This window comes from Acinetobacter sp. TYF_19, from assembly GCF_043105125.1.
Taxonomy (GTDB): Bacteria; Pseudomonadota; Gammaproteobacteria; order Pseudomonadales; family Moraxellaceae; genus Acinetobacter; species Acinetobacter johnsonii.
Genome location: NZ_JBICLH010000069.1, coordinates 1 through 16,930, shown reverse-complemented (window position 1 = coordinate 16,930; position 16,930 = coordinate 1). Strand labels below are relative to the sequence as shown.

General features: G+C 41.6%; 16 protein-coding genes, 1 tRNA gene and 1 pseudogene. 8 read left to right on the top strand and 10 right to left on the bottom strand.

The features are described from left to right. The first annotated feature begins 3 nt into the window (after positions 1 to 3). Entirely contained in the window at positions 4 to 321 is a 318-nt protein-coding gene (locus ACF8FD_RS10145) for an AzlD domain-containing protein (RefSeq protein WP_130234928.1), read from the top strand. Between the two features lie 644 nt (positions 322 to 965). Here the strand turns inward: ACF8FD_RS10145 and ACF8FD_RS10140 are convergent. From ACF8FD_RS10140 to ACF8FD_RS10115, 6 genes are all read right to left on the bottom strand, one after another. Next, positions 966 to 1,574, bottom strand: a complete 609-nt coding sequence (locus tag ACF8FD_RS10140; protein ID WP_004695839.1) for a septal ring lytic transglycosylase RlpA family protein — start codon at positions 1,572 to 1,574, stop codon at positions 966 to 968. Positions 1,575 to 1,861: 287 nt separating this feature from the next. After that, positions 1,862 to 2,863 carry a lytic murein transglycosylase B gene (gene mltB, locus ACF8FD_RS10135; protein ID WP_062033930.1) on the bottom strand — a complete coding sequence of 334 codons (1,002 nt, stop codon included), beginning with the start codon at positions 2,861 to 2,863 and terminating at the stop codon, positions 1,862 to 1,864. A gap of 457 nt (positions 2,864 to 3,320) precedes the next feature. Next, positions 3,321 to 3,971 carry a hypothetical protein gene (locus tag ACF8FD_RS10130; protein ID WP_234304686.1) on the bottom strand — a complete coding sequence of 217 codons (651 nt, stop codon included), beginning with the start codon at positions 3,969 to 3,971 and terminating at the stop codon, positions 3,321 to 3,323. A gap of 27 nt (positions 3,972 to 3,998) precedes the next feature. Then, positions 3,999 to 4,811, bottom strand: a complete 813-nt coding sequence (gene queF / locus ACF8FD_RS10125) for an NADPH-dependent 7-cyano-7-deazaguanine reductase QueF (protein WP_279678930.1) — start codon at positions 4,809 to 4,811, stop codon at positions 3,999 to 4,001. Next, positions 4,811 to 5,584 (bottom strand): ABC transporter permease, encoded by a 774-nt coding sequence (locus tag ACF8FD_RS10120; RefSeq protein ID WP_004982514.1) that lies wholly within the window; start codon positions 5,582 to 5,584, stop codon positions 4,811 to 4,813. Before ACF8FD_RS10120 ends, queF begins: the two co-directional genes overlap by 1 nt. Further along, on the bottom strand, positions 5,581 to 6,516 hold the full coding sequence (locus ACF8FD_RS10115; protein WP_234304688.1) for an ABC transporter ATP-binding protein: 936 nt from the start codon (positions 6,514 to 6,516) through the stop codon (positions 5,581 to 5,583). The genes ACF8FD_RS10120 and ACF8FD_RS10115 overlap by 4 nt, the downstream gene beginning before the upstream one ends. Before the next feature lie 178 nt (positions 6,517 to 6,694). Here ACF8FD_RS10115 and ACF8FD_RS10110 point away from each other — a divergent pair. After that, positions 6,695 to 6,770 (top strand) — tRNA-Arg (locus ACF8FD_RS10110). Between the two features lie 151 nt (positions 6,771 to 6,921). On the opposite strand, the pseudogene ACF8FD_RS10105 reads toward ACF8FD_RS10110, so the two are convergent. From ACF8FD_RS10105 to moaA, 4 genes and pseudogenes are all read right to left on the bottom strand, one after another. Continuing rightward, a pseudogene (locus ACF8FD_RS10105) lies at positions 6,922 to 7,011 on the bottom strand (molybdenum cofactor guanylyltransferase); the annotation flags it as partial. 140 nt (positions 7,012 to 7,151) lie between these two features. Further along, positions 7,152 to 8,369, bottom strand: a complete 1,218-nt coding sequence (locus tag ACF8FD_RS10100) for a molybdopterin molybdotransferase MoeA (RefSeq protein ID WP_234304704.1) — start codon at positions 8,367 to 8,369, stop codon at positions 7,152 to 7,154. Continuing rightward, complete coding sequence (moaCB, locus tag ACF8FD_RS10095; protein ID WP_183175981.1) at positions 8,366 to 9,289, bottom strand: bifunctional molybdenum cofactor biosynthesis protein MoaC/MoaB; 924 nt, start codon at positions 9,287 to 9,289, stop codon at positions 8,366 to 8,368. The genes ACF8FD_RS10100 and moaCB overlap by 4 nt, the downstream gene beginning before the upstream one ends. A gap of 139 nt (positions 9,290 to 9,428) precedes the next feature. Beyond that, a complete protein-coding gene (gene moaA, locus ACF8FD_RS10090) occupies positions 9,429 to 10,436 on the bottom strand; it encodes a GTP 3',8-cyclase MoaA (RefSeq protein ID WP_234304705.1) in 1,008 nt (335 codons plus the stop codon). 380 nt (positions 10,437 to 10,816) lie between these two features. On the opposite strand from moaA, the gene ACF8FD_RS10085 reads away from it, so the two are divergent. The 6 genes from ACF8FD_RS10085 to ACF8FD_RS10060 all read left to right on the top strand — a co-directional run bounded on the left by ACF8FD_RS10085 (position 10,817) and on the right by ACF8FD_RS10060 (position 16,888). Further along, positions 10,817 to 13,231, top strand: a complete 2,415-nt coding sequence (locus tag ACF8FD_RS10085) for an FdhF/YdeP family oxidoreductase (protein ID WP_234304706.1) — start codon at positions 10,817 to 10,819, stop codon at positions 13,229 to 13,231. An 87-nt stretch (positions 13,232 to 13,318) separates the two neighbouring features. Next, positions 13,319 to 14,119 (top strand): formate dehydrogenase accessory sulfurtransferase FdhD, encoded by an 801-nt coding sequence (gene fdhD / locus ACF8FD_RS10080; RefSeq protein WP_279678929.1) that lies wholly within the window; start codon positions 13,319 to 13,321, stop codon positions 14,117 to 14,119. Between the two features lie 84 nt (positions 14,120 to 14,203). After that, entirely contained in the window at positions 14,204 to 14,554 is a 351-nt protein-coding gene (locus tag ACF8FD_RS10075; RefSeq protein WP_183173302.1) for a winged helix-turn-helix domain-containing protein, read from the top strand. Positions 14,555 to 14,821: 267 nt separating this feature from the next. Next, positions 14,822 to 15,574, top strand: a complete 753-nt coding sequence (gene modA / locus ACF8FD_RS10070; RefSeq protein ID WP_234304708.1) for a molybdate ABC transporter substrate-binding protein — start codon at positions 14,822 to 14,824, stop codon at positions 15,572 to 15,574. After that, entirely contained in the window at positions 15,574 to 16,266 is a 693-nt protein-coding gene (gene modB / locus ACF8FD_RS10065; protein WP_234304709.1) for a molybdate ABC transporter permease subunit, read from the top strand. The genes modA and modB overlap by 1 nt, the downstream gene beginning before the upstream one ends. Before the next feature lie 4 nt (positions 16,267 to 16,270). After that, on the top strand, positions 16,271 to 16,888 hold the full coding sequence (locus ACF8FD_RS10060; protein WP_279678928.1) for an ATP-binding cassette domain-containing protein: 618 nt from the start codon (positions 16,271 to 16,273) through the stop codon (positions 16,886 to 16,888). Positions 16,889 to 16,930: the final 42 nt, after the last annotated feature.

The following is a 16,930-nucleotide window of genomic DNA, read 5'->3' as shown; positions in this document are numbered from 1 at the left end:
AACATGACCTGGTTATTTGTTTTGAGCTTGACCTGTGTGACCTTTTTTAATCGGTATTTATTTTTAGAGCCTAAAACTCAAATTCGCCTGCCTAACTTTGCGACACGCATGCTGAAATATGCGGCGCCTTGTCTGATGGTTTCGATTTGTTTGCCACTGGTTTTTTTCGAAGGCGGGCACTGGAAAGGGATACTTCAAAATAGTTATTTTTATGGGGCAATTTTTACGTTGTTAATCACTCTTTTGACGAGAAAATTATTGCTCAGTATTTTGCTGAGTTTAGGATTTTTTTACGGTCTGAATCTGTTATTCGATTTCTAGCATTTCATCAGCAAATAGGCCCATAAAATACCGAAAAAAGGATAAAAAAGTTTGAGAGCCCGATCTTTTTCATTGCTTTTAAATTTGTGTTGCTCTAAAAGCTCACCATTTGCGATTTTTACTATGTCTATCAAATTGGCGTAGCTTTGATTGAGGAACTAGAAAAGTTGAAAATAGAGCAAATGAGTCGTGTTTTGAGAACTTTGAAGAAATAACAAGGTTTTCTTTTGAGTTTTGGTCCATAGAATGGACTCAATTATATAAAAACATGTAGGGCAATAGTGAATCCAATATCCCCAAAATGGCGCTTAATTTACTAGGTAATTCATAAAATCATTTTAATTTGACGAATGCATAAAACTACAGTTCAGGGTAGGCAGAAAAATTGGCTTTGATCAGATAAGAATGAGCTGAGAAAATATTTAATTTTGCTAGTCTTTCACCGCTGTAAAAATGTGAGCGCACTCACTTCAAAAAATCGGATCGATTAGATTTCGCATCTTATTCAAACTAAGTATCTGGGAGGGATCAAATGCTGGAGATCGAGCTGTTTACGATTGTGTAAAACATTAGGTAAAGATAGGACAATAAAAAAGCCACATTACTGTGGCTTTGCTGTCAAATGCGTGCTGTAGGGAAGAATCTTAAGAGTTTGGTCCATCAATACGTTCAATACTGACTTTCGCAGTACCTGCATTGGTAATACCCAGTTGCTTAGCAGCACCATAAGAAAGATCAAGCACGCGATTACCGTGGAATGGGCCGCGGTCATTTACTTTAACCACAACACTTTTACCATTGGTTTTATTCGTTACACGAATAAAGCAGTTTAGTGGCAAACTACGGTGAGCTGCAGTTAATGCATTCATATCGAATGTTTCACCACTTGCTGTTTTACGACCGTGGAACTGACGACCATACCAAGACGCCATGCCCGTTTGACTAAACTTACGTACTGTATTTGATGCAACAGTATTTAACTTTTCAATCACTGAAGGCTCTTCTTCAGGGATCTCAATTTTTGCAGCGATTGTTTCGCGACGAATTTTATCGCCTGAACGTTCAGTGATTGAAAGGCTATTTAAATTTGAGAAGTGTGAGTTGAAGCCTTGAGCATCTTTATTCAAGACACGCGCAGCTAGGCGAGAGTTATCGTTATCATTGGTAAATGATGACTGAACCATCTCTGCTTGCGATTGGCTCAGCGCGATGGTCGAGGCAATGGCCAGTATATATTTAAGTGAAGACTGCATTTATAAACTCCAAAAGACAATACTTTTTTCTTTAAACTAAGTGGTTGAAAGATAAAAAAACTTGCCTGTTAATTCACTTTTGCAACAACATTTGACGAAATGGATAATATTCATGCAGTCATAAGCATGTCTAGTGTTTAATTAAAATAATGATAAAAACTACATAAACCGAACATTTTTTGCTTAAAAAATAACCAATATTGTAACAAGGTGTGAAAAATGCCGAAATTTACATCATTTTTAAATATTTTTTTATTGACATCTCAAGCTTGAGTAAAAAGCTAGCCCTATCGGCTAGCAATTTCAGCCCCTAATTGCCACACTGCAGTCGCATACATACGGCTCTTGTTATAGGTCGTAATCACTTGAAAGTTAGGGTAAGTAATGTAATAACTTTGCCCATAATTTTCCTGTAGTTGGATCACATTCACCATATCTAAATCATCGATTTTGACAATCGGATTGGTCGGTTGAATGCCCTGATTTTTTAAAACGCCATAAGGTGTCGGTAAAGTTAAATCTTTGGCAATGACCGCTTCAGGATTCGAGCCACTATAGCGTGCTGCGAATCCAATTGGTTGATTACGTTGCCAGCCATGATTTGCTAAATAGTTGGCAATTGAACCAATCGCATCGACTGCTGAATTTCGTAAATCGACATGACCATTGCCGTCATAATCCACACCAAACTTTGGAATATTGCTTGGCATAAATTGTGGGTAGCCCACCGCACCTGCATACGAACCTACAACCGAGTTGGTTGGCACGCCATCTTTATAGCTCCATGCGATTAAAGCACTGAGTTCATCTTGGAAATATTGCTTACGACGTTCGTAACCAAAACCTAAAGTGGCTAAAGCATCACGAGTGACAAAATTACCTTTATTGCTCCCAAAACCTGTTTCCACCCCTAAAATGCCGAGAATGACTGATTGCGGTACACCAAATTGTTGTTCGGCGCGGTTTAAAGTATCTGCATATTGGGCTTTGAAACGGACACCACGTTGAATGGTGCTTTCCGCCATAAAGTTGGTTTTATATTCGTACCACGGTTTACTTTCGCCAGGGCGGTTCATAATGTTGATGATGTTGGGTACATTTTTAGAACCATTCATCGCCCAATCAACTTGTTCAGCAGACAGACCATAATTTTGCATGGTTTTTTGTTTAAAGCTGTAATAGTCAGGATGAGAAGCGAAATCGTTGGCTTGGCAAAAACTGGTGATCGACAAAGCGCCAATCAATAAAGGTAAACGTTTAACTTTGTTATAAAAGTTTAAATTTAACATAGAAGTCTAATTTCCAGAGTCGTTATTGGCAGTGGAGCAAAGCGAATAGGGTAAAGCCCATAGTTCGCGTTTCTGTTATGTCGAAATTCTTGTGAACGGAGTCTATCGTGAATAGGCTTTAAGATAACATTGTCTGTACTGAAGCGGGCAAATAGGTATACAAAAAAAGACAAACTCAGCCTATATAAAGGGCAGATTATTCAAAATGACACTGATTTTCAGGCAGAGTATTTACGTGACTATATAAGTCAAGTTTTACTGACTGATATAAAAAGTCTTCTATATAGAAGCAATTAAAATTGTAGTGTTTAGGGTCTAGTGACAATGACAAAAAGATCTGGTCTCAGCTTATATATGGACTTTATATAAAGAGCAAGAAATCACAGCTTAGAAACCAAAATGACCCTACACAATTAGAGTCATTTTGATCTGAAAAGCCTCGAAAGACTTTTAGTACTTAAGCATGAAATAAGGTGTCGTGATATTCAGCTAAAGCTAAAAGTTCATCTTTGGTTAAATTGGGGATGATTTTATTGGCAGCAATATGGACTGCTTTAATGACAGCTGCAGAACCGATATCGGCCGCTTTACGCTTAATCATGCCCAAATCGAGGGTTTTATTAAAGTCATTCATGAAGTGACGTACAGTCGCTTCAGCAAACTGTTTATACAGTTCGGTTAACGCGGCTTTATCTACTTCATTGCCTGCTTTAATTTCAGCATAGTTATATTTGAGGTTGGTCACTAAGCTTGCATCTAGCGCTTCACCCACACGGAACTGACCTTCAGCATCTTTAAACAAGCTTTTTTCAGAAAACTGAATCGATGCTTGAACCACATCATTCGATGATTTGCCTAAAAGCTGCTTCAACAAAACCGCAACTGTTGACTTAATATAGCCAGCCAGTTTCTCGGCTGTGTCACGTTTATCACTCGGTGGAAAACGGCGAACTAACTCAGTCAAAATGGCATCAATAATTTCATCATTGATGAGGAGTGCTGTTTTATCACGAAGTGGATATAAAGGTTCACTTGAGTCTTTCTTCTGCTGAGCAGTTTGAATAGTCTGTAAAAGTTCAGTCGATGGAATAAAACCAAAAAATGGCATCGTGTATTAACCTCAATGTTCTTTATTTTATTGTCGCGCCAATCGAATTGGGCGGGGCATCCATGACACATCTGACACACGACAAGGGTTAATGTCTAAACCACCACGGCGTGTATAAGCTGCGTACACCATCAGCTTTTCAGGTTTCAAATTTTGCCAAATATCGGCAAATATTTGTTCCACACATTGTTCGTGGAAACCGTTGTGCTGACGATAAGAGATAATATAAGCCAGTATGCTGTTATAACAAGGCTTTTTACCTTTATATCGGATAAATACCGTGCCCCAATCAGGTTGTCCAGTGACTGGGCAGTTACTTCTGAGTAAATGTGAGTAAATCTGTACTTCAACATCTTCCGTAGCATCATCTAATGCCAACAGATTAGCATTGGGATGATTTTCCAATTGGGTCGGAGTCAGTTCATCTATACAGATGCCTTCAGGTTGACTAATTTCCACATCATCGACATGAAAAAGATCAATATTCACATCTGCGCCAGCCGCTGCCGATAAATCCTGTTCGACTGTTTCTTTAAACGTAGCTTTAGACTCAAACTGAGTAAAGTTCATGCTATTAAAGTAAAGTTTTAATGACTTTGACTCAATGAGGTTGGGCGAGGTGGCAGGCAGATTGATGCGACCAATGGCAACTTGTGGAACACCATGGTTATTTAACCAAGAAATTTCAAAAACATGCCACCAGTCTTTACCTTGTTGAATACCTTCAACATGTGCATAGTGCTCACGTGCTGTAGCACGGGCTATAGGAAAAAGAATATCGGGTTGATAAGTTGTAGGGTAATTGGTGTCTTTACCCAAAAGAGAATGTTCTACACTCATTATTCACGCATTCCTGAACCACGAGAAAGTAAATAGTAAGCAATGCCATAAAGCACTGCACAGCATATGGTCATAACAGACAGGGAGACGACGACGTTAACATCGCTATGACCTAAGATGCCGAAACGAAAAGCATTGACCATATATACAATTGGATTGATCAACGATAAATTTTGCCAAAAAGGGCTGAGTGCTGAAATGGCATAAAATACGCCACCTAAATAAGTTAAAGGCGTCAGCACAAAGGTTGGGATGATGGAGATGTCATCAAAAGATTTCGCATACACCGCATTGATAAAACCACCCAGTGAAAATAAGAACGAGGTGACCAAGACGGTGTAAATGGTAACAAACCAATTGGTAATATAAAGGTCAGTAAAAAATAAACTCATAGCCGTCACAATAATACCGACCAAGACCCCGCGACAGACACCGCCTAAAACAAAGCCCCATAAAATGGCATGCAAAGGTACAGGGCTCATGATCAGCTCTTCAATACTTTTTTGAAATTTGGCACTAAAAAAGCTCGAAGAAACGTTAGCATAACTGTTGGTAATCACCGCCATCATAATTAGTCCAGGCACGATGAACTGCATATAGCTAAAACCGCCCATCTCTCCAATACGAGAGCCGACCAAATTACCAAAAATCACAAAGTACAAACTCATGGTAATGGCAGGTGGAAGTAAGGTTTGCGGCCAGATGCGCATAAAGCGGCGAATTTCTTTATGCACCAGAGTATATAAAGCTACGCTAAGTTGATTTAAGTTCATAGCGTAGTTCCTTCGAGATTTTTTTCGACCATCTTCACAAACAGTTCTTCTAAACGGTTGGATTTGTTCCGCATACTGCGGACTTGGATTCCTTGCGATTCGAGTAATTGAAATAAGTCATTGAGGGTGTGCGCTCTATCCATAGTCACTTCTAAAGTCACGGCATCGACTAAATGAAAACGAACGCCAATGATGTCGATATGAATCGGTTCAATCGGTACTGCCAAATCAAAAATAAAGGTTTCTTCATTGAGTTGATTGAGGAAATTTTTCATGCTGGTGTCTTCTTTAATGACACCACGGTCAATAATGGCAATTCGACGACACAGCATTTCTGCTTCTTCTAAATAATGTGTGGTTAAAATGATCGATGTGCCTTTATTGTTCATTTCTGTGAGGAAGTCCCACATCGAACGACGTAGCTCAATATCAACCCCTGCTGTGGGTTCATCTAAAATAAGGAGTTTCGGTTCATGCATCATGGCACGAGCAATCATCAGGCGGCGTTTCATACCGCCTGAAAGCATACGGGCTTGAACGCCGCGTTTTTCCCATAGGCCGAGTTTTTCTAAATATTCTTCGGCACGAACTTCCGCAATTTTTTTAGGAATACCATAATAGCCCGCTTGTGTGACTAAGATATCGAAGGTTTTTTCAAACTGACCGAAGTTAAACTCTTGAGGTACAACCCCTAAGCACTGTTTGGCTTGAGAGGGGTGCGTGTCGAGATTATGTCCAAAAATTTCGACAGTGCCTGAGGTTTTCTTGGTCAATGAGCTGATAATACCAATCGTTGTAGATTTGCCTGCACCATTTGGTCCAAGAAGGGCATAGAACTCGCCTTCAGGAACAGTTAAATCGATGCCTTTTAAAGCCTGAAACCCATTTTTATAGGTTTTGGACAAATCTCTTAACGTCAATGCATCAGTCATGAAATTCTCGAATGATTAATAGTGGCACTATTGTGAGCGATTATGTCTAATAAACCAAGTAATCTGCTCGCAATTCTGTGTTGCAGATATGGAACATTGTATAAAGCATAAGCAGGAAAATCACTCTAAGCTATATAGATGCTTTACCTTGTGATTTTTTTTGATATGATGTGCTCGCGCGCTCATAGCTCAACTGGATAGAGTACAGGTCTCCGAAGCCTGTGGCGTGGGTTCGAGTCCCGCTGAGCGCACCATTTACTTATTTCAATACATACCAACATAGCCTCAAACACCTATAAATACTGTATTATCTGCCTTTTGCTTGTTTCAATTTGTTCCATACTGTACCGCTATAATCCATTTTTTTAGGGGCTATGCTTAGCAGTACATCAAAACAATAGTCTAAAATCTTTGCAAAAGCTTATTGACCCCATTCATTCGTGTGGCTTTCCCACCCGCTAAAATCACCAGTGTTGTTGCTGGGTTGTTTTGCATGATTTAGACCTAACATCTGTGTATAGGGGGAGCAATAACGATCGTTCAATATTGAGATGTACGGTCTAAGACCAAGCTGTCCAAGTCTTAGACCGTGTGCAAAAAAGTATTTGGTTTGTATCACTATCCAATCGATGTTCTTAGATCGAGATGAAATCGACATAGTCCAATGTTACAGGGGCATCAGATCGAGCAGGGATTCGAACTATACTATTGGCTCGATTTAAATTACTGAGCATGTGGGATTGTTGTTTGCCGAGTTTGGAAACGGTTAATTGTCCAAATTCGTTGACATCTAATACCATGCGAACCAGTTGCTCACGGCTGTCTTGTTTAATGCTGTCGTTGAAGCGAGCTTTTTTCCACGCGGGTGCAGGAGACGTAACCCCCTGTAAAGCCGCCAATAATGTCGATACATGTACAGCAAGACAGGTGAGTACAGCAGCAGGGTTTCCAGGCAAACCAATCAAATAAGAACGATGATGGTCTGTCTGATATTCAGCAAAATATAGTGGTTTACCCGGTTTTTGTGCAACTTGCCAGAAAATCTCTTTTGCACCTAAAGCCATTGAAACAGGTCGAATCAAGTCATAATCGCCTACCGAAACACCGCCTGTAGTAATGACTACATCATAATGATTCATGGCATTCGAGAGCGCTTGTGTGAGTATCTTCTCATCATCAATCACATGCTCTAAATAAACTTCAGCAAAACCGTGTTCTTTGAGCCAAGTACGGATCATTGGGGCATTGGCATCGAACACTTGAGAGTCATTGTCCAGTTGCGTATTGACTTCATCACCAGTAATAAGCACTGCAATTTTAGGTTGGCGATAAACCTCGACATGCTGAACACCCGCCATACTGAGTGCCGCAATTAAACCGCTGCCTAAACGCTGGCCTTGTTGCGCAAGTGTTGTCCCGATGGACAACTCCTCACCTTGATAACGAATGTCTACTCCTTTGTCCAAAGCTTGAGTTAGAGTCGCTTGCTTATGGCTACGCGTGATAATTTCCTGTCGAGCCACAGTATCTGTTGAGCTTGGCAGTTTGCCCCCAGTAAAAATACGAACGGTTTGTCCTATTTGAATCTCAATATGTTCTTCAATACCTGCACGAATTTCACCAACCAATTCAAAACTAGTAATTCCTGCTTGTAAGTCTTCAGAGCGCAGCGCATAGCCGTCAACCGCACTTTGGGTAAATAGAGGCAAGGCAACTGTTGATAAAACATCTGCCGCTAAAACATGCCGATGCGCCTGTACTAAAGGCATAGTAACGACAGGCAATGTTTGGACGGCGCTATAGTGTTCAAGAGCTTGATCGAGTGTAATTAAACCAACGCCAGAGCAACTCATTCATAGCCTCCCGGATGAGGTAGATCACGGCAGACATCAAAAATATGAACCAAAGCAGGTAAAATGGCTGCCATAGATTCACTTGCACCACCACGGCTGCCCGGAAGGGTAATCACCAATGAACGGTCGATAAAACCTGCAACGCCACGTGACATCGCAGCATAAGGGGTACGTTTTTGTCCGAAAGCACGTGCGGCTTCCATCAGGCCATTGAGCTCACGTTCCAGTAAAGGCTCAAGTGTATCTACTGTAATGTCACGTTTGCCAATGCCTGTTCCGCCTACAGTAATAATGCAGGCATAAGATTGAGTGAGCTCTAAGACCAATGCTTTTAACTGATCGGCTTCGTCAGGTAAAATTTGATAATGAATTGGATCAAAACCAGCTTCGGTTAAGGTCTCGACGACGGAGCGGCCAGCAGTATCGGGTTTTCGACCTGCGGCAACGGTATCCGACAGAACCAATACTGCCGCAGAAACAGGCTGACGCAAATGACGTTTAAAGTGTGATTTTCCGCCTTTTTTCAGATCGAGTTTACATTGCTGAATGATCAACTCATGCGGTTCGCAATGTGGTTTGAGCATGTCGTAAATGGTGAGAGCCGCAATACTGGCAGCAGTCAAAGCTTCCATTTCTACACCTGTCGGCCCAATCGTTTCCACGGTTGCATGAATAACCACACGGTCGACAAGCAGTTCAAAATCGACATCGGCGCGGTAAATAGGCAGTGGGTGGCACAGCGGAATCAGTTCATCGGTACGTTTTGCGGCTAAAATCCCAGCAATGCGGGCTGTTTTGAGAGCATCACCTTTTTCGGTATTGCCGTCGGCAAGAAGTTGTAAACAATGTGCAGGGGCAAGCAGTTCAGAGCTTGCAGTTGCAACGCGATAGCTTTCTGGCTTCATGCCAACGTTTTTCATAAAGTATTCCGAAACATTGAAGTGTTGATCTAAAGTGAAACTGTTCAATCAAGAGAAAAAGTTTATGACGTATTTAGATAACACAAAAATAAAAGCGGATACAGTCGAATGACTGACAAACTCAAAATTAACTAGTTGATTAACCCCCTATGGCATGCATACTGATTTTGCGTGTTGGGGCATGTTGATGTTCAATAAACCCCGCTTTTTTATGCCATACCGCCTTCAGAATCTGAGCTTGTAATAAAGTGGGATCTTTTTGTTGAAGTAAATGACGCAGCGGTGTTCCGGTATTGGCAAATAAACAGGTAAAAAGCTCTCCCGTTGCAGTGATACGTAAACGGTCACAGCTTTGACAGAACGGTTTACTGATGGTGGAAATAATGCCTAATGTGTACTGATCATTAAGCAGATAAATGGTTGCTGGGTCATGTTGTCTGGCTTGTTTCTGAATTTGAAAATGGGGTTCAAGTATTCGGATAATGTTATCTTCAGTGATGACTTTTTTAGGCTGCCAGTGCTCAGGTTGATCTAAAGGCATATATTCAATAAAACGTAATGCGATATTCTGCTGATAAGCCCATTGAGTCAGTTCAAGCACTTCATGATCATTTTGTCCTGCGACTAAAACACAGTTTAATTTTATCGGCAGATTGGCTTGTTGAGCTGCAGCGATGCCTTCGAGGACTGGTGCTATCGGACGCTTGGTCATGTTCATAAAGGTGTCTGCATGAATGCTATCGAGACTGATATTAATATCATCTAGTCCTGCCTCTCTTAGCGCTCGTGCATACTTGTTTAAATAAAAAGCATTACTGGTCATGGAAATACGTTCTAAACCGTGTGGCTTGAGCCGATTCAAAGTATCAATAAAATTGACCACGCCTTGACGCATTAAAGGCTCGCCACCTGTTAAACGAATGTGCCGAATGCCTAAACTGACCATCATTTCACAAAAGGTTAACAGCTCTTCAAAGCTTAAGATGTCTTTTTTGGCTAACCATTCAGGCGTATCGGGCATGCAATAACTACAACGAAAGTTACAACGATCTGTCAGAGAGATTCGGAGTTTATGTTTATGTCGGCCAAATTGATCGATCAGTTGTGCTGACCTATGTTCTAAGCGTGTAGTAGTCGAACCGTCCATAGTCGCTCCACCTCGTATTTACATACGATTTAGTTTTTATAAACGAGAGTATGAAATGTTTTATTTCAAAGATCAAACGGAGTCTTGAAGTCGCTTTGTTCGTTCATTTTCAAAAATTGAGTTGGTGTTCCTCGAATGCGATCCATTAAGTCTTTGCTCTTTGTAATAATTCATCTATTGAAATTACATGCCAAAAGGGTGATATTTTTGATCAGAAGTGTTTTTGGAATGGCGCCAAGAAACGCGGGCATGATGAATAAGAAATAGACAACAAAAAAGAGATGAGAAATCCAAATAGCTTACGAATGCTATGAGCAAAGTGAACAGTGAATTGATCATTGCAGAACTTTTTACCGAAGATAAATATTGAGGGCGGTGAGATGGAAAACACTGAAGATAAAAAGCATGACGATGAAGAAACCAGCTATGCGAGAATAGAGCCTTATACCAACCCTGCGGGTGGATGGGGCGCGTTGTTAAGTGTTGCAAGAAATTTAAAGAGACAGGAAGTTTTCAAAAAAGGTGCGATTACGCTTCTCAATATTAACCAACCCACAGGTTTCGACTGTCCAGGATGTGCATGGCCTGAAAAAAAAGATGCACATGCCTTTAACTTTTGTGAAAACGGTGCGAAAGCCGTTGCCTTTGAAGCCACTTCAAAACGTGTTACGCCTGATTTTTTTGCAACCCATACGGTCAGTTGGCTGTCTGAGCAAAGTGATTTCTTGCTTGAAGATTCAGGTCGTCTAACCGACCCAATGTGCTATGACAGCGCGACCGATAAATATGTGCCCATCTCGTGGGACGATGCTTTTACCTTAATTGCAAAACATTTACATGCCTTGGATCATCCAGATCAAGCGGCATTTTATACTTCTGGTCGTGCCAGTAATGAAGCAGCATTTCTGTATCAACTCTTTGTCCGTGCTTATGGAACCAATAACTTCCCAGACTGTTCCAATATGTGCCATGAGACCACTAGTGTTGGCCTACGTGACTCAATTGGTTTGGGTAAGGGAACGGTGACTTTAGAAGATTTTGATATCGCCGATGCGATTTTCAGTTTTGGGCATAATCCGGGCACCAACCATCCGCGGATGTTGGGGACTTTACGTGAAGTGTCGCGCCGTGGTGGCAATATCGTTGCCATTAACCCCTTAAAAGAACGTGGTTTAGAACGTTTCCAAGATCCGCAAGCACCTGTTGAGATGATGACCAATGGCAGTACACCTATTAGTCGTTATTATTTCCAACCCAACGTGGGTGGCGATTATGCACTCATGTTCGGGATGCTGAAACATTTACGTGAATGGGATATTCAAGCACTGGCAGCTGGGAAAAAGAGCGTTTTTGACCGATCTTTTATCGAAATGAATACAGTCGGTTTCGATGCCATGATGGAAGAAATAGATCGTACTGCATGGTCCGATATTCATGCACATACGGGACTTAGCCCCGAGCATTTAGAGTCTTTAGCTAAAATGTATTTGGATGCCAAAACGGCCATTTTCTGTTGGGGCATGGGGATTACACAGCATCGGCACGGGACTGCGAATGTACATATGCTCGCGAACTTAATGTTGGCAAGAGGGCATATTGGTCGTCCAGGGGCAGGCTTAGCACCGATTCGCGGGCACAGTAATGTGCAAGGCGATCGAACCATGGGGATCAATGAACGACCAAGCCCAAAATTGCTGGATAGTCTGGACCGAGTATTCGGCATTAAGTCGCCACGTGAACATGGTTTTGGCGTGGTGGATACCATTAAGGCCATGTATGAAGGTGGTGTAAAAGTTTTTATTGGTTTAGGTGGTAACTTTGCTGTTGCCACTCCAGATACACCGTATACACAAGAAGGCTTACGTCGTTGTGATTTGACGGTACAGATTGCAACCAAGCTGAATCGTAGCCATTTGGTTTGTGGTAAAGAGGCATTACTTTTACCCTGTTTGGGCCGTACCGAAGTTGATATGCAACAGCATGGGCCGCAGGCAGTCAGTGTTGAAGATTCCATGAGTAATGTACATCTTTCAGCAGGGCATAATGAGCCTGCTTCTAAGAATCTACTTTCAGAGCCTGACATTGTGGCGCGTATGGCAGCAGCCGTCTTGCCAGACAGTGATATCAAGTGGAAATGGTATGTAGAAAGCTATGACCGTATTCGAGATTCGATTGAAGAGGTCTTTGATGAATTTCATGATTTCAATGCACGTGTCTATCAGCCGGGTGGTTTTCACTTAGAGCATCCAGCCAATCAGCATGTATGGAATACGCCTGCAGGCAAGGCACAGTTCTTAATTACGCCGTTGGCTGAAGTGTATGCAGATAAAGAGAATAAATACGCTGAACAATATACAGAGGCCAAAGTTTATACCCTAATGACCACACGCTCTCATGACCAATACAACACCACCTTGTATGGACTGGATGACCGTTATCGTGGGGTATTTGGTCAGCGCCGTGTTTTGTTTATGAATGCAGAAGATATCGCTGCGGCTGGTTTTGTTGCAGATCAATGGGTGGATATCGAAAGTATTTATTCGGATGGTGTTAAACGTGTGGTTCAAAGCTTCCGTATCGTCCCGTATAACATTCCACGGGGTAGCCTTGCAGCCTATTATCCGGAGACCAATCCATTGGTTGCACTCAGTAGCCATGATAAATACGCCAAAATACCAGCTTCGAAAAGCGTGCCTGTGATTTTGCATGCAGGCCAAGCGCCTGAACATTTCAACTTGGCACAAGCGGTTGATCCTGAAGATGCCAATCAGATCGTGAATCGAGAGGTTAGTTGATTCAATGCTGAAATGACGCCTGATTTGCAGGTGTCATTTTTTTCATGATTGAAGGGTTGAGTGTTTAGGGAAGATTGGAAAATTATTATGGATATTCGGGCGTCTAAGTTGAATTCTCTGGGCTATGAAACTGTTGATATTCAGCGTTTAAGTGAAAATAGAGCTGTTGAACAATCTGATTTTGTGGTGCAAGAATACCCTATTGCCTTGGTTTATAATGGGATTTCGCATGCAGTAATGATGGCAACGCCAGCAGATATTGAAGTTTTTGCCAAAGGCTTTAGCTTGTCTGAAGGTATTTTGACGAGTTTGAAAGAGCTTTATTCTTTAGACATACACGAAACGGAATTTGGAATCCAAGTCGAAATGACGATTTCTACTCGGACCTTTAAGGCGCTCAAACAACATCGACGGATGATGGTTGGACGCACGGGTTGTGGTCTCTGTGGGATTGAAAGTTTACAGCAGCTTCATTTGGATTTACCTCAAATTACCACAGCCGTCTGTGAGGGATGGTTGGCTCAAATTCCGCAAGCCATTGCTCAACTCAATACTCGACAGAAAATTACCCAAATGACGGGCGGTGCACATGCTGCTGCATGGGTTGAAGCGGGGGAAGTAGTGGCTTTGTTTGAAGATGTGGGCCGACACAATGCTTTAGATAAACTATTGGGTTATATTGCAGAACATCATTATGATGTAAATCAAGGTTTTGTGGTGATGACCAGCCGCGCCAGTTATGAGTTGATTCGTAAGTGTGCTCAACTGAATATTGCCTTGTTGGCGTGTATTTCAGCTCCAACAAGTATGGCGATTAATATGGCAAAGCAGTCAGGTTTGACCTTAGCGAGTTTTTGCCGCGGTAATGGTTTTGTTTTATATACTTGATATTCAAAATTTTGCTGTATAAAAAGTAAAAGGTTTTTCTTTAGGTCATCTGCTTTGATGACCAGTCTTTATTTGAGTGAATGTATGCAGGACGTCAAATTAAAATTACAGCTCAGAATACTTCTCAATCAAGACATTGCCTTTGGGCCAGGTAAGGCCGAGTTATTGGAAGAAATTCGCCGTACAGGTTCAATTTCTCAAGCTGCAAAAAGTATGAATATGAGCTACCGCCGTGCATGGCAGTTGGTTGAAACCATGAATCATAGCTTTCAGTCAGGATTGGTCGAAACTCAAAAAGGTGGAACGCATGGGGGTGGGGCAAAACTCACAGACTTGGGCGAAAGTATTTTAAGTCAATTTAGACAAATGGAAATAAAAGCACGCCTTGCAATTGAGCAGGATTTTGCAGAAATAGCTCAACACCTGAAACAATAATCTATTCAGTTCAACTAGATGCTTCTCGTAGTCAGTCATTGCATACACGAATAAGCTTCCTCTATTTGATAAAACCTCTTATCTACTCACTCGATTGCAAGAGCAGTATCAGTCACGTGATTAAGATACAAATCCTTTAACTTGAATGATAAATAATCTGTTTCTGGAATTGACGTTGCTTATGTATCCATATATTTTTGAAAACATATCGGTCAATTTATAACACTTAAGGTGAACATGGTGCTGCTCAATTTTAAGAATAAGTATATGCAATATGCGATGTTATGTTGTGGTTTGACTCTTGGGGCACAGGTACATGCAGAGCAAGCTATTACCGTTTATGCAGCAGCCAGCTTGACCAATGCTATAGCAGATGTCGATGCAATGTTTGAACAACAAAAAAGAGTACGCGTGAAAACCTCTTATGCAGGCTCGTCGACTTTGGCCAAGCAAATTGAAGCGGGTGCACCTGCGGATGTTTTTATTTCGGCAGATGAACAGTGGATGAATTATCTGCAAAATAAAAAGTTAATTGTGCCGGATAAACGTGTGAATTTATTGGGCAATCGTCTTGTATTGATTTCGCCAAAAGCTAAGCCCGTCAAAATAAAAATGGATAAAAGTTTTGATCCTTCTACCGCTTTTCAAGGCAAGCTTTGTACAGGTGACACCAAAAGTGTCCCAGTCGGAAAATACGGGAAACAAGCACTGACCGCATTGGGGTGGTGGTCAAAACTTGAACCAAGATTGGTTGAAACTGAAGATGTCAGAGCTGCGCTCAACTTTGTCGCACGTGGTGAATGTCAGCTTGGCATTGTCTATGCAACCGATGCTGCTATTAGTAACGATGTCACCGTCGTTGGCGTTTTCCCTATCAGCACCCATACCCCGATTGTTTATCCCTTAGGTCTTGTCAAAAATAATCCAGATGCACTAGCGTTTTATCAGTTTATACAGAGTAAACAAGCACATGCAGTCTTTAAAAAATATGGCTTTACCGTTTTATCTGCTGCCAAGTGATGATGTTTTCTTTATCGGCTGAAGAAATAGAGGTACTCAAGTTATCCTGCCAAGTGGCTGCAACCTGTTTGGCATTTAGCCTGATCCCTGCGTTGGTAGTGGGTTGGGTTTTGGCACGTAAAGAGTTTTTTGGCAAATCATTATTTGAAACCTTTATTTTCCTACCTTTGGTGCTGCCGCCTGTAGTGCCAGGATATTTGCTGTTACAGGTTTTTGGAGGAAACGGAATACTGGGTAAATATCTTGAGCCCTTTGGACTCAATTTTGCATTTAATTGGAAAGGCGCAGTTTTGGCCTCAGCAGTGATGGGCTTTCCACTCTTGGTTCAATCGATTCGTTTGGCCATAGAGCTGGTGGATCAACGGCTAGAAATGGCGGCGAAAACGCTCGGTGCTTCCTCCTTGGGCACTTTTTTTTATGTCACTTTGCCTTTAGCCAGCAGTGGCATATTGGTGGGGGCAATTTTATGTTTTTGTCGCAGTCTGGGCGAGTTTGGCGCAACTATTACCTTTGTCGGTAATATTGCAGGGGAGACCAGAACTTTGCCCTTGGCCATGTATAGCCTGATGCAGCAACCCGACACAGAACAAGCGGTCTGGCGACTGATTATTCTGTCATTAACTGTGGCATTTTTCGCTTTATGGTTTGCCCAGTGGTTCCATCGTTATCAGAAAAAAAAACGGGAGCATTAAGACGATGATTGACTGTCATATTCTGTTAAATTTAGGCAAATTTAAACTCGATCAGACATTTTCATCTGAACATCCTGTCGTTGGTTTATTTGGAGCGTCAGGCTCAGGAAAAACCAGTATTTTGCATGCTATTGCAGGACTTAATACTCCAGTCAAGGGCTGGATTAAAATCAATCATCAGACATGGTTTGATGCGAAAAATAAGATTAATTTAAACGTGCAGCAACGTCATGTGGGTTTGGTTTTTCAGGATGCACAACTGTTTCCACATATGACGGTGATGCAAAATTTATTGTTTGGCTATAAGCGCATTCCGCCTGAAAGCCGACGTTTTGATCCCGATTATATTATTGAACTGCTTAAACTTAATCATTTACTCAGTCGTATGCCGACGAAGCTTTCAGGTGGTGAAATGCAGCGAGTTGCATTGGGTCGGGCACTGTTGTATTCGCCAAATTTATTATTATTAGATGAACCATTGTCTGCGTTAGACGCTGCACATAAACAGGAAATCCTTCCTTTTTTTCAAACCGTCCAACATGAAACCCATATCCCGATGCTGTATGTCAGCCATGATATGGATGAAATTAAGCAGCTGACCGAAGCAGTTTGGTTGCTTTAATTGAACACATTTTAGCTTCAACTTTTAAAGAGAGAACGAATA